Source organism: Myroides sp. A21 (assembly GCF_000807225.1).
Taxonomy (GTDB): domain Bacteria; phylum Bacteroidota; class Bacteroidia; order Flavobacteriales; family Flavobacteriaceae; genus Flavobacterium; species Flavobacterium odoratimimum.
This window is the reverse complement of record NZ_CP010327.1, coordinates 3,227,067-3,246,690: the sequence shown is the minus strand read 5'-3', so window position 1 is coordinate 3,246,690 and position 19,624 is coordinate 3,227,067. Positions and strand designations below refer to the sequence as shown.

The following is a 19,624-nucleotide window of genomic DNA, read 5'->3' as shown; positions in this document are numbered from 1 at the left end:
TTAGGTTAGCGTATCTTTTTATAGGCATACTGTACATCATAGATATAGCGTCTCGCTTGCTGATTCTAGGGGATTGCTTGCGGTTTTCTTGCAGTTTCCTTGCCCAGAGCACCTCTTTCGCGAAGGAATGTGCAAAAATACCCCTAGCATAGTGCAAGTATATTCATCTATAAATAGATTAGAGATAAGGTAAAATAACCGTATAGATGCAAAAAAAGCCAACTCTAAAGAATTGGCTTTAATATACTTTATTTAATAGGACCTTCCCATTCTGTAATACCTCCTAAAAGGTTATGTGTCTCTTCGAAACCTAAAGACTCCATTACATGACATGCTTGGCTACTTCTTCCACCTGATTTACAATAGATATAGTAAGCTTTAGTTTTGTCTAGATTAGCTATTTCATCTAAAAAACCTTGTCCTTTATAGATATCTATATTGATAGAACCTGGGATAGCCTTCTCTTCTACTTCTTCTTCTGTACGTACGTCTAGTATAATAGCATTAGAATCAGCTTGCGCTTTTTCCCACCATTGTTCTTGTGATAAATTTGTCATTGTTTGTTCTTTTAGTAATTGGGTCAAATATAAAGTTATTCTATTTCAAATGAAATTTTTTTAAAATAAATTCATTGGATAGAAGACAAAGAGTAAAAAGAAATAAAAGATTTATAAATAATAATCTTGATACAACTAATCTTATATAGACAATAACAGAAAGAACATATTTCATGGCTAGATTTTATTTAAATAATGTCTATTTCTATCTTTTCTTACCATTATCAAATATTGTCTTTTAGAAAGAGGATTTATAGAAGTTTAAGTTATTGATATTTAATATTATATATGTTATTTTTGTTAAATTAATAAAATAGACTACCTAAATTTAAACTTAGTATTTTATATAAAAATCTGCTATTATATAATGTATTATAGATAACAATTAGCCTATTACAATTGATCATTAAATATTTTTGTATGAAGTATAACTTATTTATCTTTTTTCTGTTTTTTGCATTTACTTGTAAGGCACAATATCGCATTACAGGGCAATTAAAAGATAATAATAATAATAATGAAGTTGTCTTCAATTGTGCTATTAAGCTAAAGAAACAAGATACAATAATCAGAAGTGTACTTTCTGATGAAAGTGGCAACTTTGCAATTGAAAATATTCAAGAGGGACTATATAGCCTAGAGCTAGTCCCTATTCATTACAATGACTATAAAGTATCTATCCATGTAGCTAGTGATATTTCGTTAGGTATTATTTCCCTTTCTGAAAAAATACTAGAGTTAGATGAACTTATTATTACAAGTCAAAGAAAACCTGTTAAACAAACTGATACAGGAGTTATTCTTAATGTGTCAGGCACACGATTACAAAATCAGCCTGATTTGATATCAATTTTAAATTACGCTCCTACTATATCAACGAATAATGGTCTTAAAGTATTGGGAGATGATAATATTCTGATACAATTAAATGGAAAAGATATTCAAATAGATAAAAGTAGAATCTCCACTTTTTTAGAAACAATAAATCCTAAAACAATAGAGAATATCGAAGTTATAGATCGAGTAGATGGAAGCGTTCAAAGCAATAAAACAAGCCTCATCAAGATTACGACTATCCAAAAAGAGGGCTGGAGCGGCAATATAAGACAAGGTCTTCTATATAATGACAAAGGTGGCTATTCTACTGATGCAAGTTTATTCTATAAAAGAGAACAACTTAGGGTATTTGGAAATTACTATCACTCAAGACACAAAACAAGTTCAAAAGGACATGAATCTCAGATAAGAAGTAATAGTCAACTTTATTATACAAATACAGAAAATAGTAAATTAAATAGAAAAAGTGACTATGTTACATTGGGGGCTGACTATGACTTCAACGATAATAGCAGTATAAGTTTTCTCTATCTCTTTGAAGATGACCAAGACCATGACCACCAACGTGAAGTATCTTCTCAAATTACTGGACATCTTATAGAGTCTGACTCTCTAGTCCTGTCCAAAGCCTATTTTAATCAAATAAATAAGATGCATTCTTTCTCATTATCATTTACTAATGTTTTAGATAGTTTAGGTTCTAAATTCAATACAAGTATTGATATTGCTAAAAAATATTATACTAACCCTTTTTATCAATTGAATTCTTTTCAAAATGATTATAATCTGATAAAAGAAGAAAATCAACAAAACTCTAAATCCAATAATGACATATATGCTTTTAATATTTCAAGGAAAAAGAAGTATCAAGATAATAAAGAATTTTCATTAGGAGCCAGAGCTTCTTTAGTAGATAATAAGGATGGCTTTCACTTTTTAGATTTAAAAAATGAACAATGGATAACCAATACAGATTTTTCAAATGATTTTTTTCTAAAGGAGTACATTCTATCTGTCTATTCTATTTTCTCTATGCCTATAAAAGAGAAATCTAAACTATCTTTAGGTCTAAGAGCTGAATATAACTATAATGATTATACAAATGGCTCTGTAGAAGGAAATAATAATAACTTAAGGCTATTGCCTAATATCTCCTACTCTACTAAAGTATGGGATAATAAACTTTATATTTCAGCTTCACAACGAGTATCAAGACCGAGTTACTCACTATTTAATCCCACTTATATTAAAAGTAGTCCCTTAAGTGCCTATATGGGGAATGAGAACTTAAAACCCATAGATATATACAGTTTACAAACAGGATATAGTTTAAAGAATAATTTACGATTAGATTTAAGATATCGTTATTTAGAAAATAATATTTTGACAATTCCTCGAAATACCAATGGAATCTTAATTACTAGCCCTACTAATATAGGGTATAGAAATGACCTATATGCCTTTGTTTCTTTCCCTTATAAAATCAGTGATTGGTGGGAAACCAATACAAAATTGACAGGTGCTTACTTAGAGCTCAAGCTACCAACTCAAAAGTTTAGTTCACTATATGCTGATTTTAGTATAAACAATACTTTTTATTTACCTTTAGATATAGAATTAAACGCTTATTACTCTTATACATCGGCTTACAGAATGCTATACACTAAAAATAAGAATATTAATTCTTTAAATCTAAATATATCTTATCCTATATCTCGTTCATTCAATTTACATGCAGGAGTTAATGATGTATTTAATTCTCTTAGATCTAGTACTGAATATGATTTTAACGGTATATATAATTACAATTATAATAAATTTAATTCAAGGTCATTCTCTGTATCCGTTTCTTATAATTTCTCAAAGGGAAAAGAAGTAGATAATGATATAAGAAATACAGGTATAGAAGAAGAGAAAAGAAGGTTTTAAACTTTAAAATTATCTCTAGGTTAATCAAAAAAATTGTGATCTAGTTTTGATTTTTATCCTATCCTATTACTTTGATAAAACGATACTCTTTTATGTATTCAGTAATGAACTTATTTTAATTAGAATGCCTTTGAATACAATTCGTTAAAATAAATCTACAATCTTTTCTTGAAAAATTTAAAATAAATTGAGTCTATATCCTACATTATACCTTAATTTGCCTTATTAAAACTCACTAATATGTCTTCACATCATATCGTCAGAGATGACCAAGAGCCTGCTTTAATCATTGCTAATGGTGCTGCCTGTAGCCAAGAACTTATGGGACAATTACTTGAATGGTCTCCCCTAGTTGTTGTACTAGACTCAGCTATTGAGAGAGTAATTGATTTAGGTGTGAAAGTAGATGTGTTACTTGGTGATTTTGATAGGGACTTCGATGCAGATGCGTATAGAGAAAAACAGTATCCTATAGAGATTGTACATATCGCTGATCAGAACTCAACTGACTTAGAAAAGGCATTTGACTACCTTATAAATCGTGGTATACCAGCTGCGAATGTAATCTGGGCTACTGGTAAACGAGCAGATCATACCATCACAAATATTACGAATATCTGTAAATACAAAGATAGACTGAAGATAACGATGTATGATGACTACTCACGTATATACCCTCTACCTAATCACTTCAAAAAGTGGTACGAAAAGGATACAATTATTTCTCTTATCCCAGTAGGTGAAGTAAGTAATATTACAACAACGAATCTCCTCTACCCTCTTCAAAACGAATCTCTCGTACTAGGTGAGCGCACAGGAAGTAGCAATACAGTAGCTGAAGATGGACTAGTGACAATCGATTATCTAAATGGGAATCTTTTGATGATGGAATGTCATGATTAGTGATACTTAATTACTTTTCGTTTATATGCCTATGATATAATCTAGGTTTAAGAAGTATTATTATCTTTGTTTAAGATCTTAAGTACATAAATATGGACTATTTAAAAGAAGGAGAACACTTTGGAGAAAAGAAACAACAACTTGTTGTGAAAGATGTTATTCTAAGCAAGGCAAATGCTTCTCCTACTGATCATATTCCATGGCATTATCACAAGCATGCTTATTTCTTATACAATATAAATGGCTATTTAAATGAGGTAACTAAAAAGGGTACTTTAGAATTACAGCCTAATACACTCTTATACCACCATAGTCAAGAACCTCATTACAATAAAGATATCCAGAAAGAGTTTGATTTCTTACATGTAGAATTACCTTCAGCTTGGTTTTTAAAATACGATTTGTCTCCTAATCTTATAGAAGGAGACTTACTCTTAAAAGATCCTAGTCTTCAAACGCTATTTCATAAAATACATATAGAATCTCAATTAGCTGATCAGGCTACTAATCTTGCTATAGATGGTTTATTATTACAGACTTTTGGTCAGATTACACGTCTTCAAGCTCAGGACCTAGATATTCATAAACCGCTATGGGTTAATAAATTGATAGAACTAGTCAATGAAGAGCGTTGGGAAGTATTAAGCTTAAATTACCTTGCTACCGAATTACAATTGCATCCTGTTTATTTATCGAGGAAGTTTCCTGTTTATTTTAAAATGAGTTTTGGAGAATACGTAAGAGAGCAAAAATTAAAGAAAGCAATTGATTTATTGTTATACCACCCTATTAGTCAAGCTGAAGTAGCTTATCAATGTGGCTTCTCTGATGAGAGTCATTTTATACGCATCTTTAAATTAAAATATGGTGTGACTCCTGCTGTGTTTAAAAATCAACACAGAGGTTAAGTGTATTCTATTAGGTTTAGAACATTCTATTATTTTATTTATTTCTACTGTATTTTTGTGTATCAATTAATACGAAGTGATTATGTACAGTTTTAAAAATGATTATGCAGAAGGCATGCATCCTAATATACTAAATAGAATAATAGAGACTAATCTAATCCAACAAGCTGGATACGGTGATGATGACTATACGTTAAGAGCAAAAGAATTAATCCATGCTAAAATAGAGAATCCTCAAGCACAGATCTACTTCGTATCTGGAGGAACTCAAGCGAATTTATTAGTTATTTCTTCTATCCTACGTACACACCAAGCAGTCATTGCGCCTCAGACAGGACATATCTTTGCAAATGAGACAGGAGCCATAGAAGCGACAGGACATAAAGTAATCCCTGTAGCGACTACTAATGGTAAACTAACTGCTCAAGACATAGAACGCACAGCAGGAGAATATGGATTAAGACCTCATGTGGTAGAACCTAAAATGGTGTATATTTCTAACTCTACAGAGCTGGGGACTATCTATACTAAGGAAGAACTAACTGCCATCTCTTCTATTTGTAAACAATTAGGGTTATACCTTTTTATAGATGGAGCTAGATTAGGACACGCATTGACAGCTGATAATAACGACCTTACCTTAAAAGATATCGCTGATCTAACTGATGTATTCTATATAGGAGCAACTAAAAATGGCGGATTATTAGGTGAGGCTATTGTGTTTAATAATACTGAATTAGCTACTTATTTTGATTATAATCTAAAACAAAAAGGAGCCTTACTGGCGAAGGGAAGATTATTAGGGTTACAATTTGAAACTTTATTTACAGATAATCTATATTTTGACTTAGCCAGCCACGCTAATAGAATGGCTACCAAACTAACAGAAGCATTTAAAGCAAAAGGATATCATTTCTTAGGAGATTCTACTACGAATCAGTTATTCCCTATTCTTCCTTTAGCACTGATAGAAGAGTTGAACAAAGATTATGATTTCTATATATGGAAAGCAATAGATCAAGAATATGCTGCTATTAGACTAATCACTTCATGGGCTACAGATGAGAATATGGTCAATCAATTTATAGAGAAGATAAAGTAATCCTTCTTAAATACCTTAATTAGGAAAAAGCCTCATAGTGTTTATTCACTATGAGGCTTTTTTTATTCAATTCTCTTCCATAAGTACCTTTCTTTTTTTAGAAGTAAAAAGAATAATTCAAAATAGTGTGGTTAATTATTTAAGACATTATTACTTTAATAATTGATTAATACCATTAATAGGATAAAATAGATAATTATTACTAAAAACTTTTAAAATTACGTTAACAAATATTAATATATAATATTTAATAAATCTAAATAAGTATATATTTGAAGAAAAATAAACACGAATATTCACTTTATAAGATATAAAATGAAGACAAAACTACTTGCTTGCCTGCTATTTACTAGCTCCCTTACCTACGCTCAAGAAAATGATTCTATCCAGAGGCAAATCTTAAAGGATGAATTAAAAAAAGAGATTATTAAAGAATTAAAAGAAGATAAAAAAAGATTGCTAAGTTGGGATAATTTTACACTTAGTGGCTATGGTGCTATTAACTATTATAACTACGGTAAATATGATACAGATCCTCAAATTAAAAACAAATTTGATGCTGAAAGATTAAATCTGTATTTAGGTTATCATTTTAATGATTGGATTAGCTTAAAGACAGAAATTGAATTTGAACATGGTGGTACAGGTTCTACTATTGAACTAGATACTCAAGAAGAATTTGGAGAATATGAAAAAGAAATTGAGTCAGGTGGAGAAGTTAAGTTAGAACAAATATTTATAGACTTTAAAGTTCGTCCCTATTTTAATGTTCGTGTAGGTCGAATGAAACTTCACTTCAACTTAGCTCAGAATCTAGACAGACCCACTAACTACTTTACAGCTCATCGCCAAGAAATGGAAAACGAAATACTGCCATTAGGTTGGTATGAAAATGGTATTCAGTTCTATGGTACTTTTCTCAAGGATCGTCTTCGTTATGAAGTATCAATTACAAATGGACTAGACGCTACAGGATTTAGTTCTCGTAACTGGGTAAAAAGAGGACATCAAACTCGTTTTGAAATGGCTGTGGGTAATAGTTTAGCTTATACAGCTCGTCTAGACTATAAATTTGGAAAAAACAAAAATACCTTTGCTGGAGTTGCTGCTTATGTCAATGATGCCGCGGCTAATAGACCTAAAAAAGATATGGATGTTTCTGCTTATGTGACCATCTTTGAAGGGCATGTGAGTTATGATGAAAACTACCTAAAGTTTAGTTCTGTATTCTTATATGGAAATATTGAAAACTCAAATATTGTAAGTAGAAAAAATGCTAATCTATCTAATAATCTAGGTGTTAAAAGAACCCCTGTCGGGAAGTCAATGATTGGTTTCTCTGGTGATATTGGATATGAAGTTTTACACTTCCTAAACTTCAAAACAAAGCAACAATTATATCCTTTTATGCGCTATGAGTACTACGATACAATGTATAAAACAGAAGGTGCAGTAGTACGTAAACCTAGATGGGAAAGAAGTGTTATAACTGGAGGTATCAACTGGTTTGTACATCCTCAGGTAGTTCTAAAAGCGCATTACTCTTCTAGAAGATTAGGTTCTGATCACTTTGACCCTATTACTTCATTAAACACAGGTGAAAAACAGCGAGAAAACACTTTTACTGCTGGAATAGGATTTACTTTTTAATTTAATTAACTCAAATAACACAATGAAAATGAAACACAAAATTTTAACATTAGGACTTATCACGATGTCATTTATGATGACTAACTGTAGTAACAATGATGATAGTCCCACTATAGATGATAGCAAAGATAAATTACATACAGCTGTCATTACTGACCTTACGGGTAATATAATTATCGAGACATATAAAGAGTTAAATAATAAAGCTATAGCGTTAGATAAAGCAATTAGTACCTTTAACACAACATCAACTCAACAAAACTTAGAACTTGCAAAAAAAGCATGGGTAGACACTCGTATACCATGGGAATTATCTGAAGGTTTTCTTTATGGACCTGTTGAAACTAATGGTATTGATCCTGCTATGGATACTTGGCCTGTAGATGTAGAAGCGATGAATAATATTCTAAAAAGTAATCAAAAAATAACTCCATCTTTGATTAGTTCTAATAATGAAGCAAGAGGTTTTCACCTAATAGAGTTTTTATTATGGGGAGAAGATGGTGCTAAAAAAGCTGAACAAATTACAGCTAGACAAAAAGAATATCTTAAAGCTGCCTCTGAAGATTTACAGAACAATACTAAGTTTCTATATAATGAATGGAAATCAGATGGTGGAAACTATGCCGCTGTCTTTAATACTGCAGGAATGGGATCTAAAAAATACCCGTCAAGAATAGCAGCATTAGAAGAAATAGTAGAAGGACTAATCACTATATCAGATGAAGTAGCAACTGGTAAAATAGAAGACCCCTTAAACCCTGAAGGAAGTTCTCCTTTCCCTGAAAAAGAAGAATCTCGCTTCAGTAATAATTCTAAACAAGATTTTATTGATAATATTAAAGGAATTGAAAATGTTTACTTAGGAAAGTATAATAAACAAGTAAAAGGATTATCAACTCTAGTAGCAGAAAAAAATAAAGCTTTAGATAATGAAGTGAAAGCTGCAATTACAACAGCTATTAAAGATATAGAGGCTATACCTGGTACCTTCACACAAGCTATTTATAAAAATAGACCTCAGGTAATCAAAGCTCAGAACAGTGTTAATGAACTTACTAAGTTATTAAAATCTAAACTTAAACCCTTTATAAATTCATTATAGATTATATCAAAAAAACGTAAGGTAAGAGTCTATTTTATATATAAATAGGCTCTTACCTCATTAAAATATCTAGTTATGAAATATTCTTCTCTCCCACTTTTGCTCATAGTACTATTCACCTCCTGTTCTAGTAATGATTCCTCGGACTATGAAGAACTTCCTCTATTAAATGAGCGAAGATTAGCAGGTGGAGAAACTACCGTTTTTATCAATACAAGTAATGCGTATGGTACTCCTGCTCCTAACTTATCTGCTCCAGACCTAGCACTACATCTTACAGGAGATCAGATTTTCGAATTTGTATATGTCACTCCTCCTAATCCTATCAATGGAGGCTTAGGTCCTATATTTAATAACTCATCGTGTATCTCTTGTCATCCTAAGGATGGAAGAGCTCCCTTTCCATCTGATTTAAATGAACGAAGTGGTTTCTTTTTTCGTATAAGTTTGCCTGGCATAGCAGAGAATGGAGGTCCTGTCCCTGTCCCTGGTTTTGGTTTGCAAGTGCAAAATCAAGCAGTCTTTGGCGTAAAACCAGAAGCTAAGTTTAATGTTACTTATTCTGATATTACTGAAGTATTAGCTGATGGAACCAAAGTAATACTGCGCAAACCACATTATAGCTTAAAAGATTCCTACATTCCTGTACCTAGTAATATATTGATCTCACCTCGTATTGGTTCTCCTGTTTTTGGATTGGGATTATTAGAAGCGATACCTGAGCAAGATATTTTAGCGGATGTAGATATCAATGATAGTAATAAAGATGGGATATTTGGAAAAGCTAATTATGTATTCGATGCAGTAACTAAACAACGAAAACTTGGGCGCTTTGGATGGAAAGCGAATACAGCTTCATTGCTAGAACAATGTACAGCGGCTTTTAATAATGATATGGGAATAACTAATTATATATTCCCACAAGAAACAGGTTTCGGGCAAAGCAATGGTAGTGATGGCCTAAATAGCGGTCTAGAGATATCTAATGATGTGGCTGATGCAGTTACTTTTTATACTCAAACCTTAGCCGTTCCTGCCTCTCGCTTTCACGATAATCCAGAAGTTCGAAAAGGAGCTCAAATTTTCGAAACTATTGACTGTGCAAAATGCCATAAACCAAAACAAAAGACTGGTAATAGCCCTATTAAAGCATTAGCTAATCAAACTTTTTATCCCTACACAGATATGCTTTTACACGATATGGGAGAAGGCCTAGCAGATGGACGTCCAGACTTCTTAGCTAATGGTCAAGAATGGAAAACAAGACCTTTATGGGGAATTGGTTTTCAGTATTTAGTAAATGGCCACACCCAATTTCTACACGATGGCAGAGCTCAAAACCTTACAGAAGCAATACTTTGGCATGGTGGTGAAGCACAATCTTCTAAAGATAAATTTAAACAGTTAAATAAGAAAGATAGAGAGGACTTACTAGCCTTTTTAAATTCACTCTAGTTATATAATATGGTTTACTAAAAGCTCCTATAAAGGAGCTTTTTATGTATTATTTTTTTACTAATCTATAATTTAAATCATCTTTATTCTGTTCTACCTTATAGTGTTCAGTTAATTCCAATATCCATCCATCTCCGAATACTTTATTCTCTTCTACCTTAGTAGGGTTAGTGATAGATAGTCGATCCCAATTAGGACTCATCAGAGCTCCTTTTTCTACAGTAAGAATACCCCATTTATCACTTATTCTCATAGTTGGATACACTGTTCCCTTATCTTCTAACGCTACAAGATTAGAGGGATTAAAAGAAATATTCATCTTTTCAAATTTGATTTCAAAATGTGGGTTTTCGACGAATTGAGCTTTATACGCCGCTATTATCTTTTTAACCTTATTCTCTCTTTCTACTTCTTGTTCTATAATGAGAGTTCCATTATATTTACTTTTTAATTGATTAACAGTGCTTTCTAGATTGTTGGAAATTTGGATATTCCAAACCTTGATAAAGTAGTCAGTAAGATTAGTAGTTGTATTAATCTTCTTATTCCACTCTTTATCCTGTTGTGAAAGCAGATAGCCATAGACAGGAATAGTGTGATAGGCGAATGATCTTATATAGGTAGAATTTTTAAAGAAATCATCTATCCCTTTTGAGACATAGTCTACTGTTTCTTTTTTTGTACGATTACTAACTATTAAGCCTGTAAACTCTGCAATTCCTTCGTTTAACTCCAAACTATTTTCTGTAGTACTTGCTTCACTATAAATGTTCTGTCTATATTTTCTAAACGAAAGAGCAGCTGTAAGATGTTGGTTTATTTCTTTTATTGAATTAGCCTGAATAGCTTGTTTTAAAGCCTCTAATTCTAAACGAAGATATACTCTCCCCTCCTTTTGATCTAAATGGTTGTTATCTGTGTTATTTAATTTAAAACCTAATGTTGGTTGAACACGATGAAAAGACTCATGACCCAATAGGTTAATTCTATTTTGCACATTATCAGATAGGGGTAACATAATCATAGCCCATCGCTTGCCTTCCCATTCAATAGCTGTATTAGCTATATTAATATTTTTAGGTAAGGTACCAATATATACTCCTCCTTCAGGTTTTAATTTATTTTCTTTATCCTCCTCATTAGCATAAATAGTTCTTGTCTCAGAATCTATTAATAGTATGGGTCCATATAAATCAATATTCCATAGAGATTTGTGCTGTTCTGCTGCATGCTTAAATTCATCAAAACAAACATTCGCTTGCTCTAACATACGCTGTTCATTCTGACTGAAGATACTTTGGCTAAGTAAAAAAAGAGAGAACGCAATTAGTTTTCGTTTCATATTTCTAGTTAAAGGTGTTTAGAAACGAATATATCAAATTATCTGATTTGCTAAGAAATATTTATATAAAATACAAAAGGATATTATCTAATATCCTTTTGTATAACTAAACTATTTATTTTTTATAATGCCCATTATCAACTGTGATAGTCACTACTTTTGGAGCAGCGATATTTCCTTCACCGTGCTCACCTCCTATAAATGAAACAGGAATAGCTTTTTTAATTGTATAATGTAACACTCCTTTTTCATCTTGGGTTACTTCTACAGCGTCTACAAGATAATCATCACCGATGTACTCATATTTAGCATCTTGATAGTTTTTCTTATTAGCTCCTATTCTAATTGCTACGGTAGCTAATCTATCATGACCAATAGGAAATTTACCATTAGCTAAAACAAAAGTTCTAGACCTTACTACTGTATATAGTCCTGGCTCAGGTTTATTAATATTAATCGTCAAAAGACCTCCTGGAAAATCGCCATACTTAGCATCATCTTTTGATGGAAAAAAGTCAGTATCAGTCATTGTTATAAAAGTATCATTATAACTCTTGCCTTCTCTATGACGAGGTAAGTAATTCCAATATTTATAAGTTACGTTCTTATTATCTATTCTCATATTTACAGAGAAAGAACCATAAGAGTTTTTAGAACTAGGGACTTCTTCTATAGTATCTGTTTCTCCAGGATCTGCTTCTACACTTCCATTATCACTACTACAAGAAGAAATAGATAATGCTATCATCATGATGATTACACTAATTTTTTTCATTTTTAATCTGATTTTTAATTAATATTCTAATAATGTGTAGTAAGGATTTTTAATAAAGGATACCGAAATTAACATTATATTTTGGTTAAAAAAAATGTAGTATTGTATTTAGAGTTAGTATAAAAAATATCATTAGTGTCCGATAATACTTTTTTATTTCATACTAAACCTAAAAGGCTGTCAAAACAGAGAGACTTGTTTTATCTTTTAATATTTGTACAAAAGAAACTGATTAGCACTACTAAAACTAAACATTAAACAGGGTTTTCTTCGGGCGTTGATTAGAGAGTCTTTTGGAGTTCTTCGGAAAACTGGCCGAACTTTTTGGAAATAAAGAGAAGTTTTTGGAAAGAAGTGGAAGCTATTCTAAAAACTTGTTCTTTTCGATCGTAGTTTTGCCATGTAATCAGTAAAAGAAATATGATTTAATTGGAATCCTTTGATTTTTCCTGATAAACCAAGTGTTTCAATAGATACTTTACGAAGTGAATTACATTAGGCAACAACAATAAAATAGTATACTTATATGATGGTCTTTGGATTTGAATTTCTTTATATAGCAATCAGAATTAACCTTTACTACTTTTATACTTAAAGAAGTACGATGGAATAATAACCATTAATCACATCAGTATCACCGATGGTCAAAGACTTTTAATGGCATAAAAGAGAGCAATTATATTTGCTCTTCAAAAAAAAGTTATGCAGTATATTTATAATTCTATTGGGTTTTTCTTAAGCAAGGTGTTTCATTACAGAGTCAGCGTATCCCTTCAAAATATAACAAGGGCTTTCCCAAATGCTTCTTATCAAGAGGTGGCACACTATCATAAACAATTTTATAGAAACCTTAGTCGTGTACTAGTTGAAACGCTATTTTTTAAGAGACAATTACTATATCTAACACAAGGAACAAAAGACAATTTAGAAGAGATTAAAAAAGAAAATAAAAATATAATATTAATACTTGGTCATTATGGAAATTGGGAATTAATAAAGCAACTCCCACTCTCTACTAACATACAAGTACAAGCGCTATATAAGCCTTTAAAGAACAAATTTTGGAATAATAGAATCAAAAATCGTAGACAAAAATATGGTATCCGTCTTATTCCTTCACAACATGCTCTACGCATATTACTTAAAGAGAAAGATACTAATACTATGACTGTATTTATTGCGGATCAGTTTCCTGGTAAAAACAAGGGAATAAAACTCTCATTCCTAAACCAACAGACTAATATCTATACAGGTGCAGAACAAATAGCTAGAAAGCTCAATGCCTATGTATTATATGGAGAAATAACACCTTTTGGCAATAAGAAATGGCAATTATCTATAAGTACTATTTGCAAAGAAGCTACACAGACAGAACAAGGTTTTATTTCAACTCATTTTACTAAAGAATTAGAGAGAAGTATTCAGAAAAACCCTACTTTATGGCTGTGGTCTCATAAACGATGGAAATAGTATATACAAAAAAGCCAGAGCAATGCTCAGGCTTTCTTTATTCATTTTAATCACCTTAAATGATTAGTTTTTTCCTAAGAAAATTTGGAATCCTACTGCTAAACCAATACCATTTTGTGCTTTTGAATCAGCAACATTAGATTTACTATAGTTGTATCCTACAGTAGCCTCTAAAGCGACATTACGAGATACGAAGTGAGAATAACCTCCTTTTATATCAAAAGCAAAAGATGTTTTACTTGTTGCATTTTCTGTACCTGATATACCAATTGCTCCTTGTCCAAAGAATCTACCTGTAGCGCTTGCTCCTTCTGGGAAGTAGTAACGCGCAAATGGCATAACTTTATAATTCCAGTCATCTTTTACTGGTTTCTTATGTGTTGTTACACCAGCTCCAACTTCTAAACCAACTGCAAATCCATCAGAAATAAAATATCCTGCACTTGGATTAATATTAAGATTAAAACTTTTGTCTTCAAAGCTATAGCCTGTTGATCCTACAGAAGCTCCTACCATCCAGTTTCCTTTTTTAATAGGTGTAGTACCTACTTTTTCTGATAATTTTGGAGTTTCTACGTTGATTTGAGCATTAGCAGTTGTAATTCCAGCTACTAATAATGCTACCAATAAAGTAATCTTTTTCATAATTTTTACTGTTTAATTTGTAATCCTTTTACTAGACTAATTAGTATTTGTTTTAATAAAAGCTAAATTAATAAATTTAAACGTATTTATTACTGTTTTTTCAATAATTCTTGTTTTAGTTTAAGGAATTCAATATTTGAATTCACTAAACCATTTATCAAGAATGTTCTAGCTTCTTCAATATTAATAAAGTCTAGATACTTATACCATCCATCTGTTTCTAGTATCTCTTTGATCTTCGTAATCCTCTTTGCAGTCTCAGAAGCACTTCTCAACACATGGTTTGTATCATTAAGACAACCTTTATGTTTAAAAGTCACATATTTTTTTTCTTCATCTATGATTATCGCGTATAAAGGTTCTTGTTCATTGTTAGGAAAGAAGCTATCCCAGGTAGCATAGGCTAATGTATATACACTATTCTTATACTCATCAGATGTGATCTTCCATCTACAGTTAGCTGCTCTACCCCAGTGGTTTGCATACCTCGCCACCCCTTTCTCATCATAATAATACATACTCCCCGTCTTGCTTTTGTAATCAGGTTTTCTCCCTTCGATAAATGACATAGGTATTTCTTGCCATTCGCAATAGGTGTGTTTAAAAAAGTTGAATCTACTGTATTTTTTCATTGTTTAATCTAACTCTTCTTGATTTTTTAGGATAGTAATACCTAAGGTTTCCATTTCTTTTTTTGCGTTCACTAAACCTTCTGCTGTAATAGGTTTAGTAGCAAAATCCAAAAAGAACGTCTTGATTCCAGCTTCTTGGGCATCTTTTGCACTAAAATAAACACAGAATTCTGCCGCTAAGCCACATACATATAGTTCTTTTACTTCTTTGTCTTTTAAAAAACCTAATAGTCCCGTGCTATGCTGGTGATCATTGTCGTAAAAACCACTATAGGAGTCAACTTCTACATTCATTCCTTTTCTAAAAATAGCGGCTACTTTAGTTGTGTCCCATTCAGTGGTAAACTCCGCTCCTCTAGTTCCTTGTATACAGTGCTCTGGCCATAGTACTTGTGGGATTCCATTGAGATTTATTAGATCAAATAGATTATGACCAGGATGTTGACTAGCAAAGCTCTTGTGATTATCTGGGTGCCAATCTTGAGTTGCTATGATTAAATCAAATTGCTTTTGGATTGTATTAATAACAGGGATAATCTTATCACCATCTTCTACAGCTAAGCTACCCCCTGGCAAAAAATCATATTGTAAGTCTACTACTAATAATGCTTTCATATCGAGATTTATAAATATATGTGTTCTAGAACAAAAATACTAAAAGAGTAGCATTAGAGATAGTGATTATACATATTACTTAGTCTTCCTTTCTATTAGTAAAAAGTATACTAAACAGATATATTTGTTTTATTTAATAACTTTATATTTGTAATCAAATAAAATTAACTCTCAACACATAATAAAATATGTTTTTTAACAACAAAACAAACATAACAACTGTATTAGTCTTATTGTTCTCTTTTAACTTATTTGCACAAAAAGGAATTTTTAAAAAAGGAATTATAACCCCTAGTATTTATAATGAAATTTTAAATTATACACTAAAAGAGGACCATATCTATGTGGATGTAATTATTGAAAATAAGATCTATAAATTCATTGTAGATACTGGTGCACCGACATCAATTACTTTTAATGTAAAAGGAGATTTTAAGTTTATATATGAAGACGAACTACATGATGCTTCTAACAATGTATCTAAAGTTAAGTATGTAAGTATTCCAAGCATTAAAATCGGAAACTTAGAATATAAAAACTTTACTGCTGTTCAAAGTGATATGGATGCATTTAAATCATTAGGTGTAGATGGTCTGATAGGTGGCAATATGATAAGTAAAAGTTGTTGGGATTTTGACCTTGAAAACAATAGGATAACACTCTCTAATACTTTAGATAAAAAAGAAATAGGCTTATTTAACAAAGTTAAAGTAAAAAAAGAGGATACAGGTACTCCTACCCTAACAATGTCTTATTTTAATGGTCTAAAAGAAAAGAATATTTTCTTTGATACAGGTTATAATGATTTCTTTTACCTAAGTGAAGATATGTTTAATACTTTGAATGATAAAAAAGTATTTTCTAAAGCACTTACTGGTGAGGGGGTGATTAGTTATAGTGCTTTTGGTCCAAGTATAGGTAAAACATACATTGCTCCTTTAGAGATGAAAATAGGTAATTATGAAATTCCTGTATTTATCACTGCTGTAGATGTAGATGATACTAGTAACTTAGGATCTAAATGGCTCCAATATTATCGCACCATCTTATATAAGAATCACTTTTACTTTAAACCTTACAATAAAAGCTTTTCTCTAACTTATGAGCATATAGGGATTAAAACTAAACTAAAGAATAATGAACTAGTTATTTCTTTTGTTTGGGACAGTCCAGCTATTAGAAAGAATAACCTAAAAATAGACGATAAAATATTATCAGTAAATGATAGAGAGATAAGCGCTATGTCTAAAGAGGAACTTAAAGAAGTACAACGCAATGCATTTAAGGCAGATAAAGTAAAAATAGAAGTGAATACAAAAGGTAATTTTATTGAATTAAATAAAGAAACAATCTTGAGTATTTAAAAACTAAAAAAGGCATTCAATAAATTGAATGCCTTTTTTTTAGGGTAACTAATGGGTTTCGAACCCACGACCTTCGGAACCACAATCCGACGCTCTAACCAGCTGAGCTATAGCTACCATTTAATAATGTAAAGTACTTAGGGTGACTAATGGGTCTCGAACCCACGACCTCCGGAACCACAATCCGGCGCTCTAACCAACTGAGCTATAGTCACCATTTAATGATATATAAGTACTTAGGGTAACTAATGGGGTTCGAACCCACGACCTCCGGAACCACAATCCGGCGCTCTAACCAGCTGAGCTATAGCTACCATGTTAAACAGTATTAAAATACTAGGGTAACTAATGGGGTTCGAACCCACGACCTTCGGAACCACAATCCGACGCTCTAACCAGCTGAGCTATAGCTACCATGTTTCTGTTTAACGAGTGCAAATTTAGCGATTATTCTATACTTCGCAAGCTTTTTCGCTTATTTTTTACACTAATTTTATATCAAATCTTCTAATGTATTGACTGCTAAATACCTTTCAACTGTAAAACCTTCAGCAAAATCTTTATTTATTAGTCTTCCTAGGTCCTGCGCACGATAAGTTATGCTGTCTAAGAAGTTTTTTGACGTGATTGGAGTACTCGGTTCTTTAGAATTTTGATCAAAGAATTGCGTGCTATATGCCATAACAGAATCAACTTTCTGATCCATGAAGCCAGTTACATCTACAACGAAGTCTGGCTCTATGTTTTTCCATTGTATATAATGATATACTACCTTAGGTCTCCATGCTTCTTGTTCTTCTCCATCTAAGCTAGTTTCTATCTTTCTCAATCCTGAAAGGAAACAAGCATCAGACACTAATTTACTCCCTTTTCCATGATCGATATGTCTATCGTCAATAGCATTACACAATACTATCTCTGGACGATACTTACGAATCATTTTAATAACTTCTAACTGATGCTTTTCATCATTAATAAAGAATCCATCTCTAAACTTTAAATTCTCTCTTGCAGACACTCCTAATATAGCAGCAGCGTTAGTTGCTTCTATTTTTCTAATCTCCGCAGAACCTCTAGTACCTAATTCTCCTTGGGTAAGATCAATAATCCCTACCTTTTTCCCTAGAGAAACTTCCTTCGCAATAGTTGCTCCACATCCTAATTCTACATCGTCTGGATGAGCTCCAAACGCTAATATATCTAATTTCATTTGTTGTTTTTTATTATTCTGTAATTCACAATTCTTAAATGAATACCTGTTTCATGGTAGAAGACTTATTCACTGTTTCTATAAATTCGCTTGATGGATCACTATCTATAGTTACCCCACAGCCAATATAGAGGTTAACACTATCCTCTTCTATATTCATACAACGCAAATTTACAAATAGATTCGTTTCATCTGTATTTTCTTGTTCTACATTGCAATTTAATTCTCCTAAATAACCAGCATAATACCCTCTATAATATCCTTCTTCTCTAACCAAAAAATCGCGTGCTACATCCTTTGGCATCCCACAAACAGCAGGAGTAGGATGAAGTGCTTCAACTATTGGTTTAAGGCTGTTGTTGCTTAATGTAGCAGTAATATCTGTACAAATATGCATCACTTTAGCTGCACGCTTAGAATAGGGTTCTGAAGTTGTAATATCTTGGACAAAAGGCTTTAAAGTTTCTGTAATAAAATCCGTTACAAATAATTGTTCTTCTTGTTCCTTAATCCCCCACTCTACTACTTCTTGTCCATGATTTACTTGTGTACCTGCAAGTGCCATTGTTTTTAAAGTATTGTTCTTTATAGATAATAATGTTTCTGGTGTTGCTCCCATCCACAGTCCTATTTCTGGATGATATACTAAAGAACAAAATGCCGTTGGATAAGTATTACACAATTTATTAAATAACTGTCCTAAATCCTCTACTTGATAAGGAACATTTTCTTTTCTAGAAGGAACTACCTTTCCAAATTGTTTATCTTTAATAGCACTTACACAACGTCTTACTAAGTCTTCAAAGTCTTCCTTAGCTTTCTTATCATCATAATTAAGGATAACCTCATGAAGGTCTAAAGCAAGATCTCCTTGTGCTTCTTTGATAATAGCAGACTCTGCTAATGGAATATAAAAACGTGTCCCTTCTGCAAAAGGTGCAAATACAAAACCCTGTTCTTCAAATGTCTCCACCTTATGAAGAGCATACGTTTTTTGAAATAACCCTACTATTGTTTTAGAATTTGGTTTGCGATAGACTGCAAAAGGCTTTTGATCAGCATACTGCTTCGCTAAGCATTTAAATAAATACATCTTTTATGTTGATTTGTTTTTCTGTGCTTTTG

General features: G+C 31.8%; 17 protein-coding genes and 4 tRNA genes. 9 read left to right on the top strand and 12 right to left on the bottom strand.

The genetic code is table 11. From position 1 onward, the window contains the following. Positions 1–248 precede the first annotated feature (248 nt). A complete protein-coding gene (locus MYRA21_RS14515; RefSeq protein WP_006261228.1) occupies positions 249–557 on the bottom strand; it encodes a rhodanese-like domain-containing protein in 309 nt (102 codons plus the stop codon). A gap of 420 nt (positions 558–977) precedes the next feature. On the opposite strand from MYRA21_RS14515, the gene MYRA21_RS14510 reads away from it, so the two are divergent. The 7 genes from MYRA21_RS14510 to MYRA21_RS14480 all read left to right on the top strand — a co-directional run bounded on the left by MYRA21_RS14510 (position 978) and on the right by MYRA21_RS14480 (position 10,446). Next, positions 978–3,323, top strand: coding sequence for an outer membrane beta-barrel family protein (locus MYRA21_RS14510; protein ID WP_039329575.1), 2,346 nt, complete (start codon positions 978–980; stop codon positions 3,321–3,323). Between the two features lie 240 nt (positions 3,324–3,563). Next, positions 3,564–4,226, top strand: a complete 663-nt coding sequence (locus tag MYRA21_RS14505) for a thiamine diphosphokinase (protein ID WP_006258842.1) — start codon at positions 3,564–3,566, stop codon at positions 4,224–4,226. Between the two features lie 92 nt (positions 4,227–4,318). Then, positions 4,319–5,134 (top strand): AraC family transcriptional regulator, encoded by an 816-nt coding sequence (locus MYRA21_RS14500; protein WP_006263604.1) that lies wholly within the window; start codon positions 4,319–4,321, stop codon positions 5,132–5,134. Between the two features lie 82 nt (positions 5,135–5,216). Beyond that, the gene (locus MYRA21_RS14495; RefSeq protein ID WP_006263603.1) at positions 5,217–6,236 is read left to right on the top strand and encodes a low specificity L-threonine aldolase; all 1,020 of its coding nucleotides are present in this window, start codon (positions 5,217–5,219) and stop codon (positions 6,234–6,236) included. A gap of 315 nt (positions 6,237–6,551) precedes the next feature. Further along, positions 6,552–7,886, top strand: coding sequence for a hypothetical protein (locus MYRA21_RS14490; RefSeq protein WP_006263602.1), 1,335 nt, complete (start codon positions 6,552–6,554; stop codon positions 7,884–7,886). Between the two features lie 22 nt (positions 7,887–7,908). Beyond that, positions 7,909–8,991, top strand: a complete 1,083-nt coding sequence (locus MYRA21_RS14485; RefSeq protein WP_006263601.1) for an imelysin family protein — start codon at positions 7,909–7,911, stop codon at positions 8,989–8,991. A 75-nt stretch (positions 8,992–9,066) separates the two neighbouring features. Continuing rightward, positions 9,067–10,446 (top strand): di-heme oxidoredictase family protein, encoded by a 1,380-nt coding sequence (locus MYRA21_RS14480; protein ID WP_006263600.1) that lies wholly within the window; start codon positions 9,067–9,069, stop codon positions 10,444–10,446. Positions 10,447–10,495: 49 nt separating this feature from the next. Here the strand turns inward: MYRA21_RS14480 and MYRA21_RS14475 are convergent, their stop codons facing one another. After that, on the bottom strand, positions 10,496–11,788 hold the full coding sequence (locus MYRA21_RS14475; RefSeq protein WP_006263599.1) for a hypothetical protein: 1,293 nt from the start codon (positions 11,786–11,788) through the stop codon (positions 10,496–10,498). A 115-nt stretch (positions 11,789–11,903) separates the two neighbouring features. Beyond that, positions 11,904–12,563 carry a hypothetical protein gene (locus tag MYRA21_RS14470; protein ID WP_039329573.1) on the bottom strand — a complete coding sequence of 220 codons (660 nt, stop codon included), beginning with the start codon at positions 12,561–12,563 and terminating at the stop codon, positions 11,904–11,906. 675 nt (positions 12,564–13,238) lie between these two features. Here MYRA21_RS14470 and MYRA21_RS14465 point away from each other — a divergent pair. Further along, positions 13,239–14,033, top strand: a complete 795-nt coding sequence (locus MYRA21_RS14465) for a lysophospholipid acyltransferase family protein (RefSeq protein WP_316928210.1) — start codon at positions 13,239–13,241, stop codon at positions 14,031–14,033. A gap of 63 nt (positions 14,034–14,096) precedes the next feature. Here MYRA21_RS14465 and MYRA21_RS14460 read toward each other — a convergent pair whose 3' ends face one another. The 3 genes from MYRA21_RS14460 to pncA form a co-directional block, all read right to left on the bottom strand. After that, positions 14,097–14,678: an outer membrane beta-barrel protein gene (locus MYRA21_RS14460; RefSeq protein WP_006261216.1), complete on the bottom strand. Its 582-nt coding sequence runs from the start codon at positions 14,676–14,678 to the stop codon at positions 14,097–14,099. 89 nt (positions 14,679–14,767) lie between these two features. Then, positions 14,768–15,310 (bottom strand): hypothetical protein, encoded by a 543-nt coding sequence (locus tag MYRA21_RS14455; protein ID WP_006263598.1) that lies wholly within the window; start codon positions 15,308–15,310, stop codon positions 14,768–14,770. Between the two features lie 3 nt (positions 15,311–15,313). Then, complete coding sequence (gene pncA / locus MYRA21_RS14450; protein WP_006263597.1) at positions 15,314–15,925, bottom strand: bifunctional nicotinamidase/pyrazinamidase; 612 nt, start codon at positions 15,923–15,925, stop codon at positions 15,314–15,316. A 188-nt stretch (positions 15,926–16,113) separates the two neighbouring features. Here pncA and MYRA21_RS14445 point away from each other — a divergent pair, with 188 nt between their 5' ends. Then, the gene (locus MYRA21_RS14445) at positions 16,114–17,289 is read left to right on the top strand and encodes an aspartyl protease family protein (RefSeq protein WP_006263596.1); all 1,176 of its coding nucleotides are present in this window, start codon (positions 16,114–16,116) and stop codon (positions 17,287–17,289) included. Between the two features lie 43 nt (positions 17,290–17,332). On the opposite strand, the gene MYRA21_RS14440 is transcribed toward MYRA21_RS14445, so the two are convergent. The 6 genes from MYRA21_RS14440 to MYRA21_RS14415 form a co-directional block, all read right to left on the bottom strand. Then, positions 17,333–17,406: transfer RNA gene (locus tag MYRA21_RS14440), tRNA-His, on the bottom strand. 24 nt (positions 17,407–17,430) lie between these two features. Next, positions 17,431–17,504 (bottom strand) — tRNA-His (locus tag MYRA21_RS14435). Positions 17,505–17,529: 25 nt separating this feature from the next. After that, positions 17,530–17,603 (bottom strand) — tRNA-His (locus MYRA21_RS14430). Between the two features lie 26 nt (positions 17,604–17,629). After that, positions 17,630–17,703, bottom strand: a tRNA-His gene (locus MYRA21_RS14425). Positions 17,704–17,782: 79 nt separating this feature from the next. Next, positions 17,783–18,499, bottom strand: coding sequence for a bacillithiol biosynthesis deacetylase BshB1 (bshB1, locus tag MYRA21_RS14420; protein ID WP_006258853.1), 717 nt, complete (start codon positions 18,497–18,499; stop codon positions 17,783–17,785). Between the two features lie 34 nt (positions 18,500–18,533). After that, on the bottom strand, positions 18,534–19,592 hold the full coding sequence (locus MYRA21_RS14415) for a chorismate-binding protein (RefSeq protein ID WP_039329570.1): 1,059 nt from the start codon (positions 19,590–19,592) through the stop codon (positions 18,534–18,536). Positions 19,593–19,624: the final 32 nt, after the last annotated feature.